Source organism: Streptomyces sp. NPDC041796 (assembly GCF_055590785.1).
On sequence record NZ_JBVJAH010000007.1, the window covers coordinates 88,605 to 103,598 of the forward strand.

The 14,994-nt window shown below is 72.4% G+C and carries 15 protein-coding genes; 12 read left to right on the forward strand and 3 right to left on the reverse strand.

The annotated features are described in order from the left end of the window. The first annotated feature begins 104 nt into the window (after window positions 1–104). Entirely contained in the window at window positions 105–875 is a 771-nt protein-coding gene (locus ACZ6C1_RS15940) for an IclR family transcriptional regulator (RefSeq protein WP_469241405.1), read from the forward strand. Further along, window positions 875–1,345, forward strand: coding sequence for a GNAT family N-acetyltransferase (locus tag ACZ6C1_RS15945; RefSeq protein ID WP_469241407.1), 471 nt, complete (start codon window positions 875–877; stop codon window positions 1,343–1,345). The genes ACZ6C1_RS15940 and ACZ6C1_RS15945 overlap by 1 nt, the downstream gene beginning before the upstream one ends. Window positions 1,346–1,517: 172 nt before the next feature. Here ACZ6C1_RS15945 and ACZ6C1_RS15950 read toward each other — a convergent pair whose 3' ends face one another. Next, on the reverse strand, window positions 1,518–1,718 hold the full coding sequence (locus tag ACZ6C1_RS15950; protein WP_469241409.1) for a hypothetical protein: 201 nt from the start codon (window positions 1,716–1,718) through the stop codon (window positions 1,518–1,520). Between ACZ6C1_RS15950 and ACZ6C1_RS15955 the strand changes: the two genes are divergently transcribed. The 9 genes from ACZ6C1_RS15955 to ACZ6C1_RS15995 all read left to right on the forward strand — a co-directional run bounded on the left by ACZ6C1_RS15955 (window position 1,719) and on the right by ACZ6C1_RS15995 (window position 10,149). Then, window positions 1,719–2,390, forward strand: a complete 672-nt coding sequence (locus ACZ6C1_RS15955; protein WP_469241411.1) for a hypothetical protein — start codon at window positions 1,719–1,721, stop codon at window positions 2,388–2,390. Beyond that, window positions 2,387–3,637: a sensor histidine kinase gene (locus ACZ6C1_RS15960; RefSeq protein WP_469241413.1), complete on the forward strand. Its 1,251-nt coding sequence runs from the start codon at window positions 2,387–2,389 to the stop codon at window positions 3,635–3,637. Before ACZ6C1_RS15955 ends, ACZ6C1_RS15960 begins: the two co-directional genes overlap by 4 nt. A 29-nt stretch (window positions 3,638–3,666) precedes the next feature. Beyond that, a complete protein-coding gene (locus tag ACZ6C1_RS15965; RefSeq protein ID WP_469241902.1) occupies window positions 3,667–4,299 on the forward strand; it encodes a response regulator in 633 nt (210 codons plus the stop codon). A 65-nt stretch (window positions 4,300–4,364) separates the two neighbouring features. Next, window positions 4,365–5,813: a peptidoglycan D,D-transpeptidase FtsI family protein gene (locus ACZ6C1_RS15970; protein ID WP_469241415.1), complete on the forward strand. Its 1,449-nt coding sequence runs from the start codon at window positions 4,365–4,367 to the stop codon at window positions 5,811–5,813. A 124-nt stretch (window positions 5,814–5,937) separates the two neighbouring features. Continuing rightward, a complete protein-coding gene (locus ACZ6C1_RS15975; protein ID WP_469241904.1) occupies window positions 5,938–6,312 on the forward strand; it encodes a hypothetical protein in 375 nt (124 codons plus the stop codon). A gap of 113 nt (window positions 6,313–6,425) precedes the next feature. Continuing rightward, window positions 6,426–7,571: a hypothetical protein gene (locus ACZ6C1_RS15980; RefSeq protein WP_469241417.1), complete on the forward strand. Its 1,146-nt coding sequence runs from the start codon at window positions 6,426–6,428 to the stop codon at window positions 7,569–7,571. Window positions 7,572–7,817: 246 nt separating this feature from the next. Beyond that, the gene (locus tag ACZ6C1_RS15985; protein ID WP_469241419.1) at window positions 7,818–8,627 is read left to right on the forward strand and encodes an NAD-dependent epimerase/dehydratase family protein; all 810 of its coding nucleotides are present in this window, start codon (window positions 7,818–7,820) and stop codon (window positions 8,625–8,627) included. A 43-nt stretch (window positions 8,628–8,670) separates the two neighbouring features. After that, a complete protein-coding gene (locus ACZ6C1_RS15990; RefSeq protein ID WP_469241421.1) occupies window positions 8,671–8,901 on the forward strand; it encodes a hypothetical protein in 231 nt (76 codons plus the stop codon). A gap of 36 nt (window positions 8,902–8,937) precedes the next feature. Further along, on the forward strand, window positions 8,938–10,149 hold the full coding sequence (locus ACZ6C1_RS15995; protein WP_469241423.1) for a TerD family protein: 1,212 nt from the start codon (window positions 8,938–8,940) through the stop codon (window positions 10,147–10,149). A gap of 365 nt (window positions 10,150–10,514) precedes the next feature. Here the strand turns inward: ACZ6C1_RS15995 and ACZ6C1_RS16000 are convergent, their stop codons facing one another. Further along, window positions 10,515–11,978, reverse strand: a complete 1,464-nt coding sequence (locus ACZ6C1_RS16000; RefSeq protein ID WP_469241425.1) for a hypothetical protein — start codon at window positions 11,976–11,978, stop codon at window positions 10,515–10,517. Window positions 11,979–12,175: 197 nt separating this feature from the next. On the opposite strand from ACZ6C1_RS16000, the gene ACZ6C1_RS16005 reads away from it, so the two are divergent. Then, complete coding sequence (locus tag ACZ6C1_RS16005; protein ID WP_469241427.1) at window positions 12,176–14,047, forward strand: endonuclease/exonuclease/phosphatase family protein; 1,872 nt, start codon at window positions 12,176–12,178, stop codon at window positions 14,045–14,047. A 16-nt stretch (window positions 14,048–14,063) separates the two neighbouring features. Here the strand turns inward: ACZ6C1_RS16005 and ACZ6C1_RS16010 are convergent, their stop codons facing one another. Continuing rightward, complete coding sequence (locus ACZ6C1_RS16010) at window positions 14,064–14,783, reverse strand: antibiotic biosynthesis monooxygenase (RefSeq protein WP_469241429.1); 720 nt, start codon at window positions 14,781–14,783, stop codon at window positions 14,064–14,066. Window positions 14,784–14,994: the final 211 nt, after the last annotated feature.

Sequence of the window (14,994 nt, forward strand, 5' to 3'; positions counted from 1 at the left end):
CGTCCTTCCAGCCCACCGAGGTTGTTCGGTATTCTGAACAGCGTTCCTGATGATGAATGGGACTCTATTGACGGGCGCGGCGCGTCACAAGAGGGGCGAGGTCTATGTCGGCTACCGAATCCGGCGGGGCGCAAGTCAAGTCCGCCGTCCGCACGGTGGAACTGCTCGAGTACTTCGCGGGCAGCCCCGGCATGCATTCCCTGGCCGCCGTCCAGGAAGCCGTCGGCTACCCCAAGTCCAGCCTCTACATGCTGCTGCGCACCCTGGTGGACCTCGGCTGGGTGGAGACGGACGCGACGGGCACGCGGTACGGCATCGGCGTACGCGCCCTGCTGGTGGGGACCTCGTACATCGACGGTGACGAGGTCGTCGCCGCCGCCCGCCCGACCCTGGACCGGCTCTCCGACGACACCACCGAGACGATCCACCTCGCCCGGCTCGACGGCACGAACGTCGTCTACCTCGCCACCCGCCAGTCGCAGCACTACCTCCGGCCGTTCACCCGCGTCGGACGCCGGCTGCCCGCCCACTCCACCTCGCTCGGCAAGGCACTGCTGGCGAGCCACAGCGACGAGCAGGTCCGCAAGATGCTCCCGGAGACGCTGCCGGCCCTCACCGAACACACCGTCACCGACCGCGAGAAGCTCATCGAGGAGCTCCACACCGTCCGCGAGCAGGGGTTCGCCGTGGACCGCGAGGAGAACACACTCGGCCTGCGCTGCTTCGGCGTCGCGATCCCGTACCGCACCCCGGCGCGGGACGCCATCAGCTGCTCGGTGCCGGTCGCCCGGCTCACCCCGGCACACGAACAGACGATCAAGGACGCGCTCTTCGACGCCCGCGACCGGCTGACGCTCGCCACCCGGCGGCTGTGATGGACGTCGTCCTCCGCGAGGTGCGCGAGAGCGACCTGCCGGTGTTCTTCTCGCACATGAGCGACCCCGAGTCCAACCGGGTCGCCGCCTTCACCCGCGAAGACCCCACGGACCGGGCCTCCTTCGACGCCCACTGGGCCCGGGTGCTCGCCTCCGACGCCGTCGTCCGCACGGTGGTCGCCGACGGCGAGGTCGTCGGGCACGCGGCGGTGTACGGACCGCCGGACGAGCGCGAGGTGACCTACGTCGTCGGCCGCACCCACTGGGGACGCGGCATCGCCACCGCCGCCCTGCGCGCCCTGCTCGACGCCGTGCCGGTGCGGCCGCTGCACGCCCGCGCCGCCGCCGACAACAAGGGCTCCGTCCGGGTCCTGGAGAAGTGCGGCTTCACCGTCGTCGGCCACGACCGGGGCTTCGCGCACGCCCGGGGGGAGCAGACCGACGAGGTGGTCCTCGTCCTCCGGGGCTGAGCGGCCTCCGCCGCACGGCGGAGACGGTTCACCGTCACGCAGGAGGCGCGGGGACGGACACCGGCGGGAGCGTAGGGGGCATGACAACGACCTCGCCCGCCATGACGCGGACCACCCGGCCGGGCCCGGCCCGCCGGATCCTGCGTGCCCTCGCCATCGCCTCGTCCGTGCCCTACGTCTCGCTCAAGATCGCCTGGGTGTCCGGCAGCCGCGTCGGCATCCCCGACGACAGCGCGCTGCTGGACGACCCCGGCCTGATGGCCGCGCTCAACGTGGTGACCGTGCTGATGGACGCGGCCGTCGTCGTCCTCGCCCTGCTCTTCACCCAGCGCTGGGGGATGGCGGTGAAGGCGTGGCTGCTGGCGTTCCCCATGTGGGTGGCGACCGGCTGCTGGCCCCGATCATGGTGGGCTATCCGGCCCAGTTGGCGGCCGGGCGCTCGGGCCCCACGGAACCGTTCCTTGACGAGTGGGTCTTCACCGTCGTCTACAGCGGCTTCATCGTCCAGGGCCTCACCCTCGGGACGCTGTTCGCCCTGTACGCGCGGGACCGCTGGAGCCGGGTGTGGCGGGGAAGGGTGGGCGACCTGTCCCCCGCGCTGTCCGGGCAGGCCGTCCGGGTGACCGCCGTGGCGGCCTCGGTGCTCCTGCTGGCGCCGTCGGCGTTGCACGCGCTGTGGCTCTCCGGCTCGGCGTGGGGGCTGTCGGCGGGGCGGATCGCGGAACGCGGCGGCGACTTCGCCGTCCTGGAGGGCGTCCGCCTGCTCTTCCTCGCCACCGCCGTCACCGGTGTGCTGATGCTGGTGTTCCGCCTGGGGCGTTCACTGCCGGTGAAGGCGCCGCTGGCGCTCGCCTGGGTCGGCTCGGGCGGGGTGGGCTGCTGGGGCGGCTGGCTCCTGCTGGCCGCCCTGCTGCCGCAGAGCGATCCCGCCGACGAGCCCACGGTGGCCATGGCGCTGGCCTACGCTGGCGAGATGATCACGGGGATGGCGCTGGGCGCCTGCGTGGCCGTCCTGCTGCGGAGGCGGGCGGTGCGTTCGGCGTGAGGGCGCTGGGCACGGCGCTGCTGGGGCGGCGCGCACGGCTGCGGTGGGTGCATCTGATCCTGGGCGGCGCGCTGTTGATGCCGTACTGGCTGCTGGGCACGCTGGTCGTCGCGCCCTTGGTGGGCGAGGCGGGGATGTTCTCCGGTTCCCCGGCCACGCAGTTCGGGGCGTACGCCGTCGCCCTGCCGCTCGCCGCCGTGACGGCGCTGTTCCCGCCGGCCCGGCCCATGTCGGTGGCGGCGGCGCGGACGCTGTGCGGGATTCCGGCGGAGCGGTTCGCGGACGGGCCGGCCAGGTCGCGGACGGCACGGGCGCGCACGGCCGGGTGGTTCACGCTGCACGTCGGGCTCGGCGGGCTGGTCAGCGGGGCGTCGCTGGCGCTGCCGCCGTTCGCGGTGTCGGTGATGGCGCTGCCCTTCTCTGCCGGGCTGCGCGAGTCGGAGCTCGGCCGGTTCTGGTCACTGGACGAGCGCTGGCTGGTGTACGCCGGGGTGCCCGCGGGGCTCGCGATGCTGGTGGCGCTCGCGGCGGCGGCGGCCGGGGCGGGGGCGCTGCTGGCGCGGCAGGCGCCGCTGCTGCTGGGGCCCACGCCCACCGACCGGCTGGCGGCGGCGGAGCGGCGGGCCGCCGAACTCGCCGTACGCAACCGCCTCGCCCGGGAGCTGCACGATTCGGTGGGGCACGCGCTGAGCGCCGTCACGCTCCAGGCGGGCGCGGCGCGCAGAGTGCTCGACAGCGACCCCGGGTTCGTACGGGAGGCGCTGGCGGCCATCGAGGAGACGACGCGCCGCACGGTCGGCGAACTGGACGCCGTACTGGGCCTGTTGCGGCAGGGCGAGGACGACGGGGAGCTGCCGGGGCGGCCCGGCCTGGAGGCGCTGGACGCGCTGCTGGCCACGACCGGGCGGCAGGTGTCGCTGAGCCTGCGGGGCGGTGACGTGACCGGCGTACCGGAGGCGGTGTCCCGCGAGGCGTACCGGATCGTGCAGGAGGGCCTGACCAACGCGGCCCGGCACGCGGGCGGCGAGCCGGTGTCGGTGACCATCGGGCGGTACGAGGACGAGTTGGAGATCACCATGGAGAACCCCCTGCCCGCCCGGCCCGCGGTGGCCCGCCCCGGCGGCGGCCGCGGCCTGCGGGGCATCGGCGAACGGGCGCGGCTGCTGGGCGGCACCGCCGAGGCCCGCCCGGTGGACGGCGTGTGGCGGCTGGCCGCGCGCCTGCCGCTGCGGGAGGCCGTCCAGTGATCCGGATCGTGCTGGCGGACGACGAGCGGATGGTGCGTACCGCTCTGAGGGTCATCCTGGACGCGGAGCCGGACCTGGAGGTGGCCGGCGAGGCGTCGACGGGCGCGGAGGCGGTGTCCGTGGTGCGCGAGCTGCGGCCGGACGTCGTCCTGATGGACGTGCGGATGCCCGAGGTCGACGGGATCCGCGCCACCGAGCGGATCCTCGCCTCGGCGCCGGAGCCCGCGCCCCGGATCGTGGTGGTGACGACGTTCGAGAACGACGCCTACGTGTACGAGGCGCTGCGCGCCGGGGCGGCCGGGTTCCTGCTGAAGCGGGCGGCGGCGGAGGACCTGGTGGCGGCGGTGCGGCTGGTCGCCCGCAGCGACTGCCTGCTGTACCCGGCGGCGCTGCGGGGCCTGGCGGCCGAGTACGCGCGCGGGCGCCCGGCCGCCGCCGCGCCCTGGGTGGCGCGGCTCACGGAGCGGGAGGCGGAGGTGCTGCGGCTGATGACGACGGGCCTGACCAACGCGGAGATCGCCCGGCGGATGGGGGTGGGCCCGGCGACGGTGAAGACGCATGTGGCGGCGGTGCTGGCCAAGACGGGGGCGCGGGACCGTACACAAGCGGTGATCGTGGCGTACGAATCGGGTTTCATCACGCCGGCCGACTCCCGTGGATGAACGTTTCCTGAGAATACGGGCGTCCCGGAACCCGCCCGTTCCTCCCGTTCGTCCTTGTGTGCGGGATGAACAAGACGATCAGAAGAGCCGCCGCCTTCTCCCTGCTGCTGGTGTTCGCCCTGCTGCTCCGGGCGACCTGGGTCCAGGCGTACGAGGCCAAGGCGCTCGCGGACGACAAGCACAACCGGCGGAACGTCATGGAGCAGTACGCCCATCCGCTCGGGGACATCGTCGTGGCCGGTTCGCCGGTCACGGGCTCGGCGGGGACGAAGGGCGGGGACCTCCGCTACAAGCGCACGTACAAGGACGGCGAGCTGTACGCGGCCGTGACCGGCTACAGCTCACAGGCGTACGGGTCGAACCAGCTGGAGGGGATCCACTCCGACGTGCTGGACGGGACCGATCCCCGGCTGAAGAACCCCCTCGACGCGCTCACCGGCAAGCCGGCCGAGCCGGGCGATGTGCTCACGACGATCGACCCCGCGGTGCAGAAGGCCGGGTTCGAGGCGCTGGGGGACGTCAAGGGCGCGGCCGTCGCGATCGACCCGCGGACGGGTCGCATCCTCGGCATGGTCAGCACCCCGTCGTACGACCCGTCGACGATCGCCGGGACGACGGACGGCGAGGCGTGGCGGAAGCTGACCGAGGACGAGGACAAGCCGCTGGTGAACCGGGCGATCCGGCAGCCGGTGGCGCCGGGTTCGACGTTCAAGCTGGTCGTCGCGGCGGCGGCGCTGGAGAACGGCCTGTACGGCTCGGTCGACGAGCCGACGAGGAGCGAGAACCCGTACCGGATGCCGGGCACCGTCAGGGACCTGGAGAACGAGAACCCGTCCGCTCCCTGCGAGAACGCCTCGATCCGCGTGGCGCTCCAGTACTCCTGCAACAACGTCTTCGGGAAGATGGCCGTCGACCTGGGCAAGGACAAGGTCCGGGCGATGGCGGAGAAGTTCGGCTTCAACGACGACGAGCAGGACGTGCCGGTGCGCGCCTACCCGAGCGTCTACCCCTCCGAGATGGACAAGGCGCAGACGGCGCTGTCGGGCATCGGGCAGTTCGATGTGACGGCCACGCCGCTGCAGATCGCCATGGTGTCGGCCGCCATCGCCAATGACGGGATGCTGGCGGCGCCGCACATGGTGTCCAAGGTCGTGGACGCGGACGGCGACACCCTCGACTCGTACGAGGACGGGGAGGCCCGGCGCATCGTGTCGGCGTCCACCGCCGAGCAGCTGCGCAGCGCGATGGTCACGGTCGTCGAGGACGGCACCGGCTCCAACGCCAGGGTCGACGGTGCGGAGGTGGGCGGCAAGACGGGTACGGCGCAGCGCGGTGTGGAGAACAGCGAGAAGCCGTACGCCTGGTTCACGTCGTACGCCAAGGACGCGGAGAGCGGCAAGGAGGTCGCGGTCGCGGTGCTGATCGAGGACTCCAACGCCCGGCGCGCCGAGGTCAGCGGCAACGGGCTGGCGGCGCCGGTGGCGCAGAAGATGATGGCGGCGGCGCTGAAGTAGCCCCCCGGGGAACCTGGTTGGCGGCCGCACGGTATGCAGGTCCTTCCCGTACCCGATGTGCGCAGGAGGACCCGCCGTGCGACCGCCGCCCCGCCTTCTTCCCCGTTCCCCGTCCGGCTGGACGATGGCGGTCTTCGGACTGCTGGCCACCGCACTGGGCGTGGTGGGTCTGATCGCCCCGGACGCGCTGCTCACCGTCATGGGCTTCACGCCCGTACCGGACGCCCGGCGCGCGGACGGTGACCACACCCTGGTGTTCCTGACCGCCTCGTCGATGGCGGCGGTCAATATGGGCGTGTACTACATGCTGGCCGCGCTGGCCGACTGGAAGGCCTTCTTCCGCTGGACGGTCCCCTTCCGGCTCCTCACGTGCGCGGTGTTCCTCCTCGCGGTGGTCTCCGGCCGCGCCCCTGCGGGGTTCCTCGGCGTGGGCCTGTGGGAGGGGCTCGGCGCGCTGCTGACGGGGGCCGCGCTGCGGTACGAGCGGACCCGGCCGTGAATGGATGACCGGTCAACCACACGTGTCCGGTGAGGCGTTGAGTTGCGGCTCCGCGGGCCCGGATCGACCATGGAAGTGGGTCGAACGCGGGGTACAGCGAGCTGGAGCCGCTCATGAGCGACCGGGATGTGGTAGCGAAAGGCATGAGGGCCTCGTGGACGCAGCGCGCCGCAGCCCATATCGCCGTACTCCAGGCGCAGCTCGACCGCATCGAGCGGATGCAGCGCCTGTCGGCCCATGACCAGCAGCTCGCCGGCAAGGCGCACTGCCTGCTGGACGCGGCCCGGGACGCTGCCGACGAGCCCCGACGGGACTGGAGACGCCCTTCGTGCTTCAGTTCGGCGCGGGACCGCTGCCTGACCAGCATGCACGAGACCGAGCTGCTCATCCTGCAGATCTGTCCCACCGACGAGCTCACCTGGTGGGGCCCGACCGTGCTCGCCCGGGCCTCCCAGCACCTCAACCGTGACGATCCCCGGCTGAGGATCCTGGAGGAGTACCTGCGCCAGAACGACAACGCGCTGGGAGAGGACTACCGGGACCTCGCCGTGGCCGTGATGCACGCGGCGAACCATGCCGAGGAATGGGAGATAGCGAGGGTCCGCGGATTCCGCAACGCCCTCCTCGCCTCGTTCCTCATCATGTCGGTCGTCGTGATGCTGTTCATCCTCTCGGGATACCTGGCTCCGCAGGCACTCGCGGACAAGCTCTGTTTCGAACCACCCGCGGGGCCGAACGGCACACCGGCGAGAGTCTGCCCGATGGGTGCGGGGGACGGCTCCGCCGTCGTCCCGCAGGGCGGGGACGTCCTGCTCGTGGCCTCCCTCGGTGCGGGGGCCGCCGCCCTGACGGGTGCTGTGGCGCTGCACGGCATGCGCGGTACCGCACTTCCCTTCCTGGTGCCCATGAGTCTTCTGCTCCTCCGCGTACCCGTCGGCGCGCTGTCCGCCCTCCTGGGAGTGGTCCTGATTCACGGCGACTTCATCCCGGGACTCACGGCCCTGGACCGCCGGGGGCAGATCGCCGCCTGGGCCATCGCCTTCGGGATCGGTCAGGAGGCGCTGACACGCATGCTGGACAAGAGGGGGAACGCGCTGATCGAGAACGTGCGCGGGGCCTGGAAGGACGTGGGGACGCTGCCCCAGCCCCGCCTGAGTTCCCCTCAGGTCCGGGCCGGCGCGGTGCCGCCCCGCGCGAAGGCCGACCCCGGAACCTGGCTGTCCCGGCACAGACTCGCGCCAGGACGGCGCAAGCCGTAGCGGCGAGACCCCACCGGTGCTCCCGGCCGCCTCAGGCCCGGTCGGCGCGCTGCCCCAGGCGGAAGTCTGAACGTCACCACGCCAAACCCGCCCCCTAGGGCCGGTCAAGGCGGAAGTGTGACGGAAAACCGCAACTCAGGGACGGAGTTGGTGACCCCCCGCCACACTTGACGGTGTTCCGGCCCGCCCTTGAGCACGTTCACCCTTGTGAACATGGCCCATATTCGCGACCAAGGAGATCCCCCCATGCCCGCTCCCCGAACGGTCCTGCTCACCGGAGCCGCCGGTGGCCTCGGCACGCTGATGCGGGGGCTGCTGCCCGCGTACGGATATGAGCTGCGCCTCTTCGACGCCACCCCGCTCGAGGGAGAGCCGGCCGCGATCACCGCCGACCTGGGCGACAAGGCGGCGCTGTGCGAGGCCGTACGGGGCGTCGACGCGATCGTCCACCTGGCGGGCATCTCCCTGGAAGCCCCCTTCGAGAAGATCCTCCGCGCCAACATCGAGGGCACCTACAACCTCTATGAGGCCGCCCGTGCGGAGGGCGTGGGCCGGATCCTCCTCGCGTCCAGCGACCACGCCGTCGGCTTCACCCCGCGCCCGCGCCCGGGCGACCCGCTGATCCCGGTCGACACCCCCCGCCGCCCGGACACGTACTACGGCCTGTCCAAGTGCTTCGGCGAGGACCTGGCCCAGCTCTACTGGGACCGGCACGGCGTCGAAACGGTCTCCGTCCGCATCGGATCCTGCTCGATGGAGCCCACCTCCGTACGGATGCTCTCCCTCTGGCTCAGCCCCGGCGACTGCGCCCGCCTCCTCCACGCGGCGCTCACCGCGGAGGACGTCAGGCACACGGTGGTGTTCGGCTCGTCCGCCAACACCCGGCTGTGGTGGGACCTCTCATCGGCCCGCGCACTCGGCTACGACCCGCAGGACGACTCCGAGCAGTACGCCGAGAAGCTCATCGCCGAACACGGCGAACTCGACGACACCGACCCGGGCCACGCCCACCTGGGCGGCGAATTCTGCACGAACCCCCCGCGGTGGCCGTACTGATAACCGGATGACATCCCGGCCCTCCAGTCGGGAGGATCCGCCCATGCCACGACCTCATGGATTCAGTCACGTACGCCTCACCGGCGGCACCGTAGAGATCACCCACCAGGGCCGCCCCGCCGGAACCCTCCGGGGCGGCCGTGCGGAGAAGTTCCTCGCCGAGGTGGAGTCCGGCGACGCCCAGCTCGTGATGGCGCGGTGGACCGGCGCGTACAAACACGGCAACGAACGGACCGCCCGTGCGCACCCGCGTAACCGGAGTGGCCGAAGGTAAGGGAACGGCAAAGCGACCTCGGTCGTTACCTCAGTCATGACAGCTATGACCCCCGGCTCGAACATCCCCCTTCCCGTCACCCGTGTGGCGGTGGACGTCGCCGCGCCCGTGCGGCTCGACGTATCGGGCCTGCTGCTCACCGCCGACGGCAAGGTGCGCTCCGACGACGACTTCATCTTCTACAACCAGCCGTCCGGCCCCGGCGTGACGTACCGGTCGGGCGGTGGCACGGCGCCCGACGCGATCATCGTGGACACGGCCGCCGTCCCGCCCGGCATCGAGAAGATCGTCGTCACCGCGAGCCCGGACGCCGCCGGGCAGACGTTCCAGGGCATCGAACCCACCGCGACCATCCGCAACGCCGACGACGGCAGCGTCCTCGCCACCTTCACGCCGCCCCAGCTGGGCACGGAGACCGCGCTGGTCGTGGTCGAGGTCTACCTCCGGGCCGGTGCCTGGAAGGCCCGTGCCGTCGGGCAGGGGTACGCCAACGGGCTGGCCGGCATCGCCACCGACTTCGGTGTCTCGGTCGAGGAGGAGCCGGCACAGGCCGCCCAGGCGCCGACGCCGCCGCCTGCCGTCCAGGCGCCGACGCCCCCGCCCGCCGCCCAGGCCGCCCCGCCCGCGTCCCCGGCTGCCCCCGCCGCCCCGGCGCCCGCACCCGGCACCGGGAAGATCAACCTCGACAAGGGCCGGGTCAACCTCCAGAAGAACCAGACCGTGTCCCTCGTCAAGGGCGGCCGCCCCCTCCTCTCCCAGGTCAAGATGGGCCTGGGATGGGAGCCGGCGTTCCGCGGCAAGGACATCGACCTGGACGCCTCCGTCATCGCGTACGGCCCCCGGCGCAATCACCTGGACAGCTGCTACTTCGGCAAGCTGACCATCCTGAACGGCTCCATCAAGCACTCCGGCGACAACCTCACGGGCGAGGGCGCGGGCGACGACGAGGTGATCGTGGTCGACCTGGGCAGGCTCCCCGCCGATGCCACCGGGCTGGTCTTCACGGTGAACTCCTTCTCCGGCCAGAAGTTCACCGAGGTCGCCAAGGCGTACTGCCGGCTGATGGACGCGGCGACCGGTGAGGAGCTGGTCCGCTTCGACCTCACCTCCGCCGAGCCGCAGACCGGCGTGATGATGGCGAAGCTCGTCAAGCAGTTCTCCGGCGAGTGGGAGATGACCGCCATGGGCGAGTTCGTGAAGTCACGGACCGTACGCGGCATGGTCAAGCCGGCCGCGCAGGCGCTGTAGCCGACCCCTCGCTCGCGCCCGGACGACCTCGGCCGTCCGGGCGTGCGGGGACGCCCCCGCAGAGGTCGGCGGCGGGCTCGGAACCGCAGAGACCCAAGGCCGCCGCCCTCGAGGAGGGCGAGCCCGCCAGGGACCACGCCCCACCCACCGTCGAACGCCGCCGCACCGCCCCGGGGGCAAACCCCCAAGGGCACCGCCCCGGCCCGTCGCGCCCGCCCTCCCCCAAGCTCTCGGCCTCGCGCGAGCAGGACCCCATCGCCCCGCGGGACGACTGCCCGCACCGGGCGGGCAGGCACCGTCCCCGACTCGCCGACGGACCGACCCACGGGCCACCGCCCCCGCCCCCGGACCAGGCAGAGCCGCCGTCAGCCGCCCGCCCGCGAGCGGGCCTTGAACGCGGCCTTCCGGGCGTCCTTCGCCACCGCCTTGTCCCGGTGCAGCCGCCCGATCGCCTCCAGCACCTCCGGCGTCGCCGGGTGCTCCACCCGCCACGCCGCGTCGAAGAACCCGCTGTGCCGGCTGGTCAACCCCTCGACCAGCTCGCGGAGTTCCTCCAGGTCCCCGCCGCCCACAGCGTCCAGTTGCGCCGCGATCGTGTCGATGGCCAGCCAGAAGACCATCGCCTCCGGCGGCGCCGGCACGTCCGCCGCGCCGTGCTCAGCGAGCCAGACGCGCGCGAGCCCACCCAGTTCGGAGTCGTCCAGGACCTCCCGTACCGCCGGTTCCGCGTCCGCGCCCACCAGCGACAGCGCCTGCTGGCAGTGGAGCCGGCGCAGCGGGGAGCCGGTGTCCGCGCCCTTCGCCGCCGCGAGCAGTTCGCGGGCCGCCGGGAGCGCGTCGCGGCGGGCGAGCCACCGTTGCGTCTCGGCGCGCGCGGCCGCCTCCGGGTAGTGGGCCACCCCGTCGAGCAGCGCGTCCGCGCCCTTGTCGGCCAGGTCGCCGACCGCCGGCGCGTCGATGCCCGCCTCGAGCATCCGGGCACGGACGCCGTACAGCCCGAGCGGGGTCAGCTTCACCATCCCGTACCGCGACACGTCCTCGTCGTCGCCCCCCGAGGCGGGCGGCTCCTCGCCCTCCTCGGCCATGAGCGCCTCGTCGACCGGCTGGTACTCGACCAGCCCGACCGGCTCCAGCACCCGGAACTGGTCGTCCAGCCGCATCATCGCCTCGGACACCTGCTCCAGGATGTCGTCGGTCGGTTCGCCCATGTCGTCGGGCACGATCATCGACGCGGCGAGCGCCGGCAGCGGCACGGGCGCGTCCCCGGAGCCGCCCTCGGTGACGGTGAGCAGGTACAGGTTGCCGAGGACGCCGTCGAGGAACTCGGCCTCGCGCTGCGGGTCCCAGTCCAGCGCGTCCAGGTCGAGGTCGCCGTCCTCGCCGAGGATGTCCGCGAGGTCGTCGAGCAGCGGCGCGGTCGCGTCGGCGAGCGCCGTTTCCAGGGCGTCCAGCCACAGCGCCAGGACGTCCTGCGGGGCACCGCCGGTGACCAGGGCGAGCTGTCCGCCCGCTTCGACGGCACCGCCCTCGCCACCGCCCTCGTCGTCCTGCGGTTCCTCGACCACGACGAGCCCGGTGTCGACGGCGACCCGCCACGCCTCGCTGGCGTACGCCGCGCCGTCCTCGTCCGGGGTGAGCCCCAGCGCCTCGGCGGCGGCGGGCAGTTGCTCCTCGACGAGTTCGCCGCCAGCACCGACCCGGGTCTCCGGCCCCGCCCAGCGGGCGAGCCGGACGGCTCGGGCCAGCAGCGGAGCGACGAGCGCGTCCCGTGCCAGCTCCGCGTCCGAGGGCAGCCGCACCGGCGGCAGGGTGGGGCGATCCGACGACATCAGCGGTTTCTCCTCGGGGCGTACGTGGGGGGATTGGGCGGCCCCCAGCGTAGACGCATTCACGCACCCGCCCGTTCGTTCATGTACCGGTCAAATTCCGGCCACCCGCGAGCCCTTGACAAGGACACGCCCCAGCCAAGAGATTGACGCGCGTAGAGCTACCGCTCAGTACCTCCCACCATCTTCGGAGCCCCGTGATGTCTTCCTCCCTTCCGAGATTCGCGCCGCGAACCGCCGCCGTCTCGGCCGTCGTCGCCACCGCCCTCGCCGCCGGCCTGATCGCCACCGGGTCGGCGACCGCGGCCGACTCCGCGTCGGCCGACCCCGCCGCCGCAGCCGACGCGATACGCATCCACGACATCCAGGGCACCACCCGCGTATCCCCGCTGGCCGGGCAGCAGGTGAGCGGTGTGTCCGGCGTCGTCACCGGCGTACGGACGTACGGCTCGCGCGGTTTCTGGTTCCAGGACACGCAGGCCGACGCCAACCCCGCCACCAGCGAAGGTGTCTTCGTCTACACCGGTACCGCCCCGACCGTCGCCGTCGGCGACGCGGTCACCGTCTCGGGCACGGTCACCGAGTACATCCCCGGCGGCACGTCCTCCGGCAACCAGTCGCTCACCCAGATCACCAAGCCCACCGTCACGGTGGTCTCCTCCGGCAACCCGGTGCCCGCGCCCACCACCGTCTCGGCCCGTTCCGTCCCGAGCGCGTACGCCCCCGAGGGCGACCCGGCGGCCGGCGGGTCCGTCAACGGCCTCACCCTGCAGCCGGGCCGTTACGCCCTGGACTACTACGAGGCCCTGGAAGGCACGAACATCCGCATCGGCTCCTCCCGGGTCGTCGGTGCGACCAGCCCGCACCACGAGCTGTGGGTGACGGTGAAGCCGCACGAGAACGACAACCGGCGCGGGGGCACGGTCTACGGCTCGTACACGTCGCAGAACACCGGCCGCCTCCAGGTCCAGTCGCTGACCCCGATCGCCCAGCAGCCGTTCCCGAAGGCGAACGTGGGTGACTGGCTGACCGGGACGACCGAGGGCCCGCTGGACTTCAACCAGTTCGGCGGCTACACCCTCACCGCCCGCACCCTCGGCACGGTCGCCGACCGCGGGCTGGAGCGGGAGACGACCGAGAAGCAGCACCGCGGCGAGCTCGCGGTGGCGACGTACAACGTCGAGAACCTGGACCCGAGCGATCCTCAGGAGAAGTTCGACGCGCTGGCGAAGGCCGTCGTGGAGAACCTGGCCTCGCCCGACATCGTCGCCCTGGAGGAGATCCAGGACAACAACGGGGCGAAGAACGACGGTACGGTCGCCGCCGACCAGACGCTGACGAAGTTCACGGACGCGATCGTCGCCGCCGGCGGCCCGGCGTACGAGTGGCGCACCATCGACCCCGTCAACAACAAGGACGGCGGCGAGCCGGGCGGCAACATCCGCCAGGTGTTCCTCTTCAACCCCGAGCGCGTCGCGTTCACGGACCGCGCGGGTGGCGACGCGACGACGGCGACCGGTGTCGTGGGCGAGAAGGGGCGGGCCGCCCTGACCCACTCCCCCGGCCGGATCGACCCGGCGAACACGGCGTGGGACAACAGCCGCAAGCCGCTGGCGGGTGAGTTCACCTTCCGGGGCCGTACGGTCTTCGTCATCGCGAACCACTTCGGCTCCAAGGGCGGCGACGAGTCGCTGGTCTCGCACCGCCAGCCGCCGAACCGCTCCTCCGAGGCCAAGCGTCTCCAGCAGGCCCAGGCCGTCAACACCTTCGTCAAGGACATCCTCGAGGTGCAGCGCACCGCCGACGTCGTCGTCCTCGGTGACATCAACGACTTCGAGTTCTCCGAGACGACCACGGCGCTGACGGACGGCGGCGCGCTGCACGCGGCGGTCACCTCGCTGCCGCGCAGCGAGCGCTACTCGTACGTGTTCCAGGGCAACAGCCAGGTGCTGGACCAGATCCTGACCAGCCCGTCGATCCGCCGCTTCGAGTACGACAGCGTGCACATCAACGCCGAGTTCGCCGAGCAGAACAGCGACCACGACCCGCAGGTGCTGCGGTTCCGCCCGTAACCCGTACCGGCCCGTGTCAGGACACGCCCGCGCTGAGGCTCAGCGCGGGCGTGTACCGCTTCACGCCACCACCGGTCACACCGGGGTACGTCTGCACCGTGCGCCACTGCGGTGTGGCCGTGCCGATTCCGTCGCCCGGTGCGGCGAGCGCCTCGATGTGGGCCGCGGCGCTCTCCCACTCGGCGTAGTTGAGCACACGGGTGCCGTCGAGGCTCACGTGGAAGTGCGCGGAGATACCGCCCGGGTGCAGGCTCGGTTCCGTCTCCAGCGCCTCGAACACGGCGTCCACCCAGGCGCGTTGGCGGTCCGGGTCCGGTCCGTCGAACTCGACGTCGACGATCACCACGCAACCGGGTACACGAGTGTCGTCGTCCGCGCGGAGCCGAGTGCTGCGGTACCGCTCGTACGAGTGCAGCGCGACCCGCTCGACACCGGGCACGGCGGCGTCGATCTCGGCGTTCCTCCCGTCCCGGTGGGACCGGAAGAATTCCTGGTAGGCCTCCTCGCTCGCCCACTGGGAGTAGTGCAGGAGCGTCTCGCCGTCCTCGCCGATGTGGACGCTGTAGGAGAGCAGCCCCGCGTCCGGCCAGTCCCGCCTGCCCCACGTCGCCGCGATGGCGTCCACGGCGGCCCGCTGCCGCTCCGGCGTACCGACGCGCCATGTGCTGACCTTCACCACGCCGACGCCCGGTCGGCGGAGGTCGGGGCGGGCGTCGCTCTCTTTGATCACGGTCATGCGTGTCCCCCTCGGACGGCCGCCGCACCACCGGTGTGGCGCGGTCGCATGACCATGGTGAAAGGTGAAGTGCGGTTGAGGTCAACCGACGACCGCGCGGCCACTCCGCGCACCGTCGCCGAACACCGCGGGGGGGGGGGGGCGGGGGGGGGTGGGGGGGGGGGGGGGGGGGGGGGGGGGGGGGGGGGGGCGTTTGTGGGGGGGGGGGGAG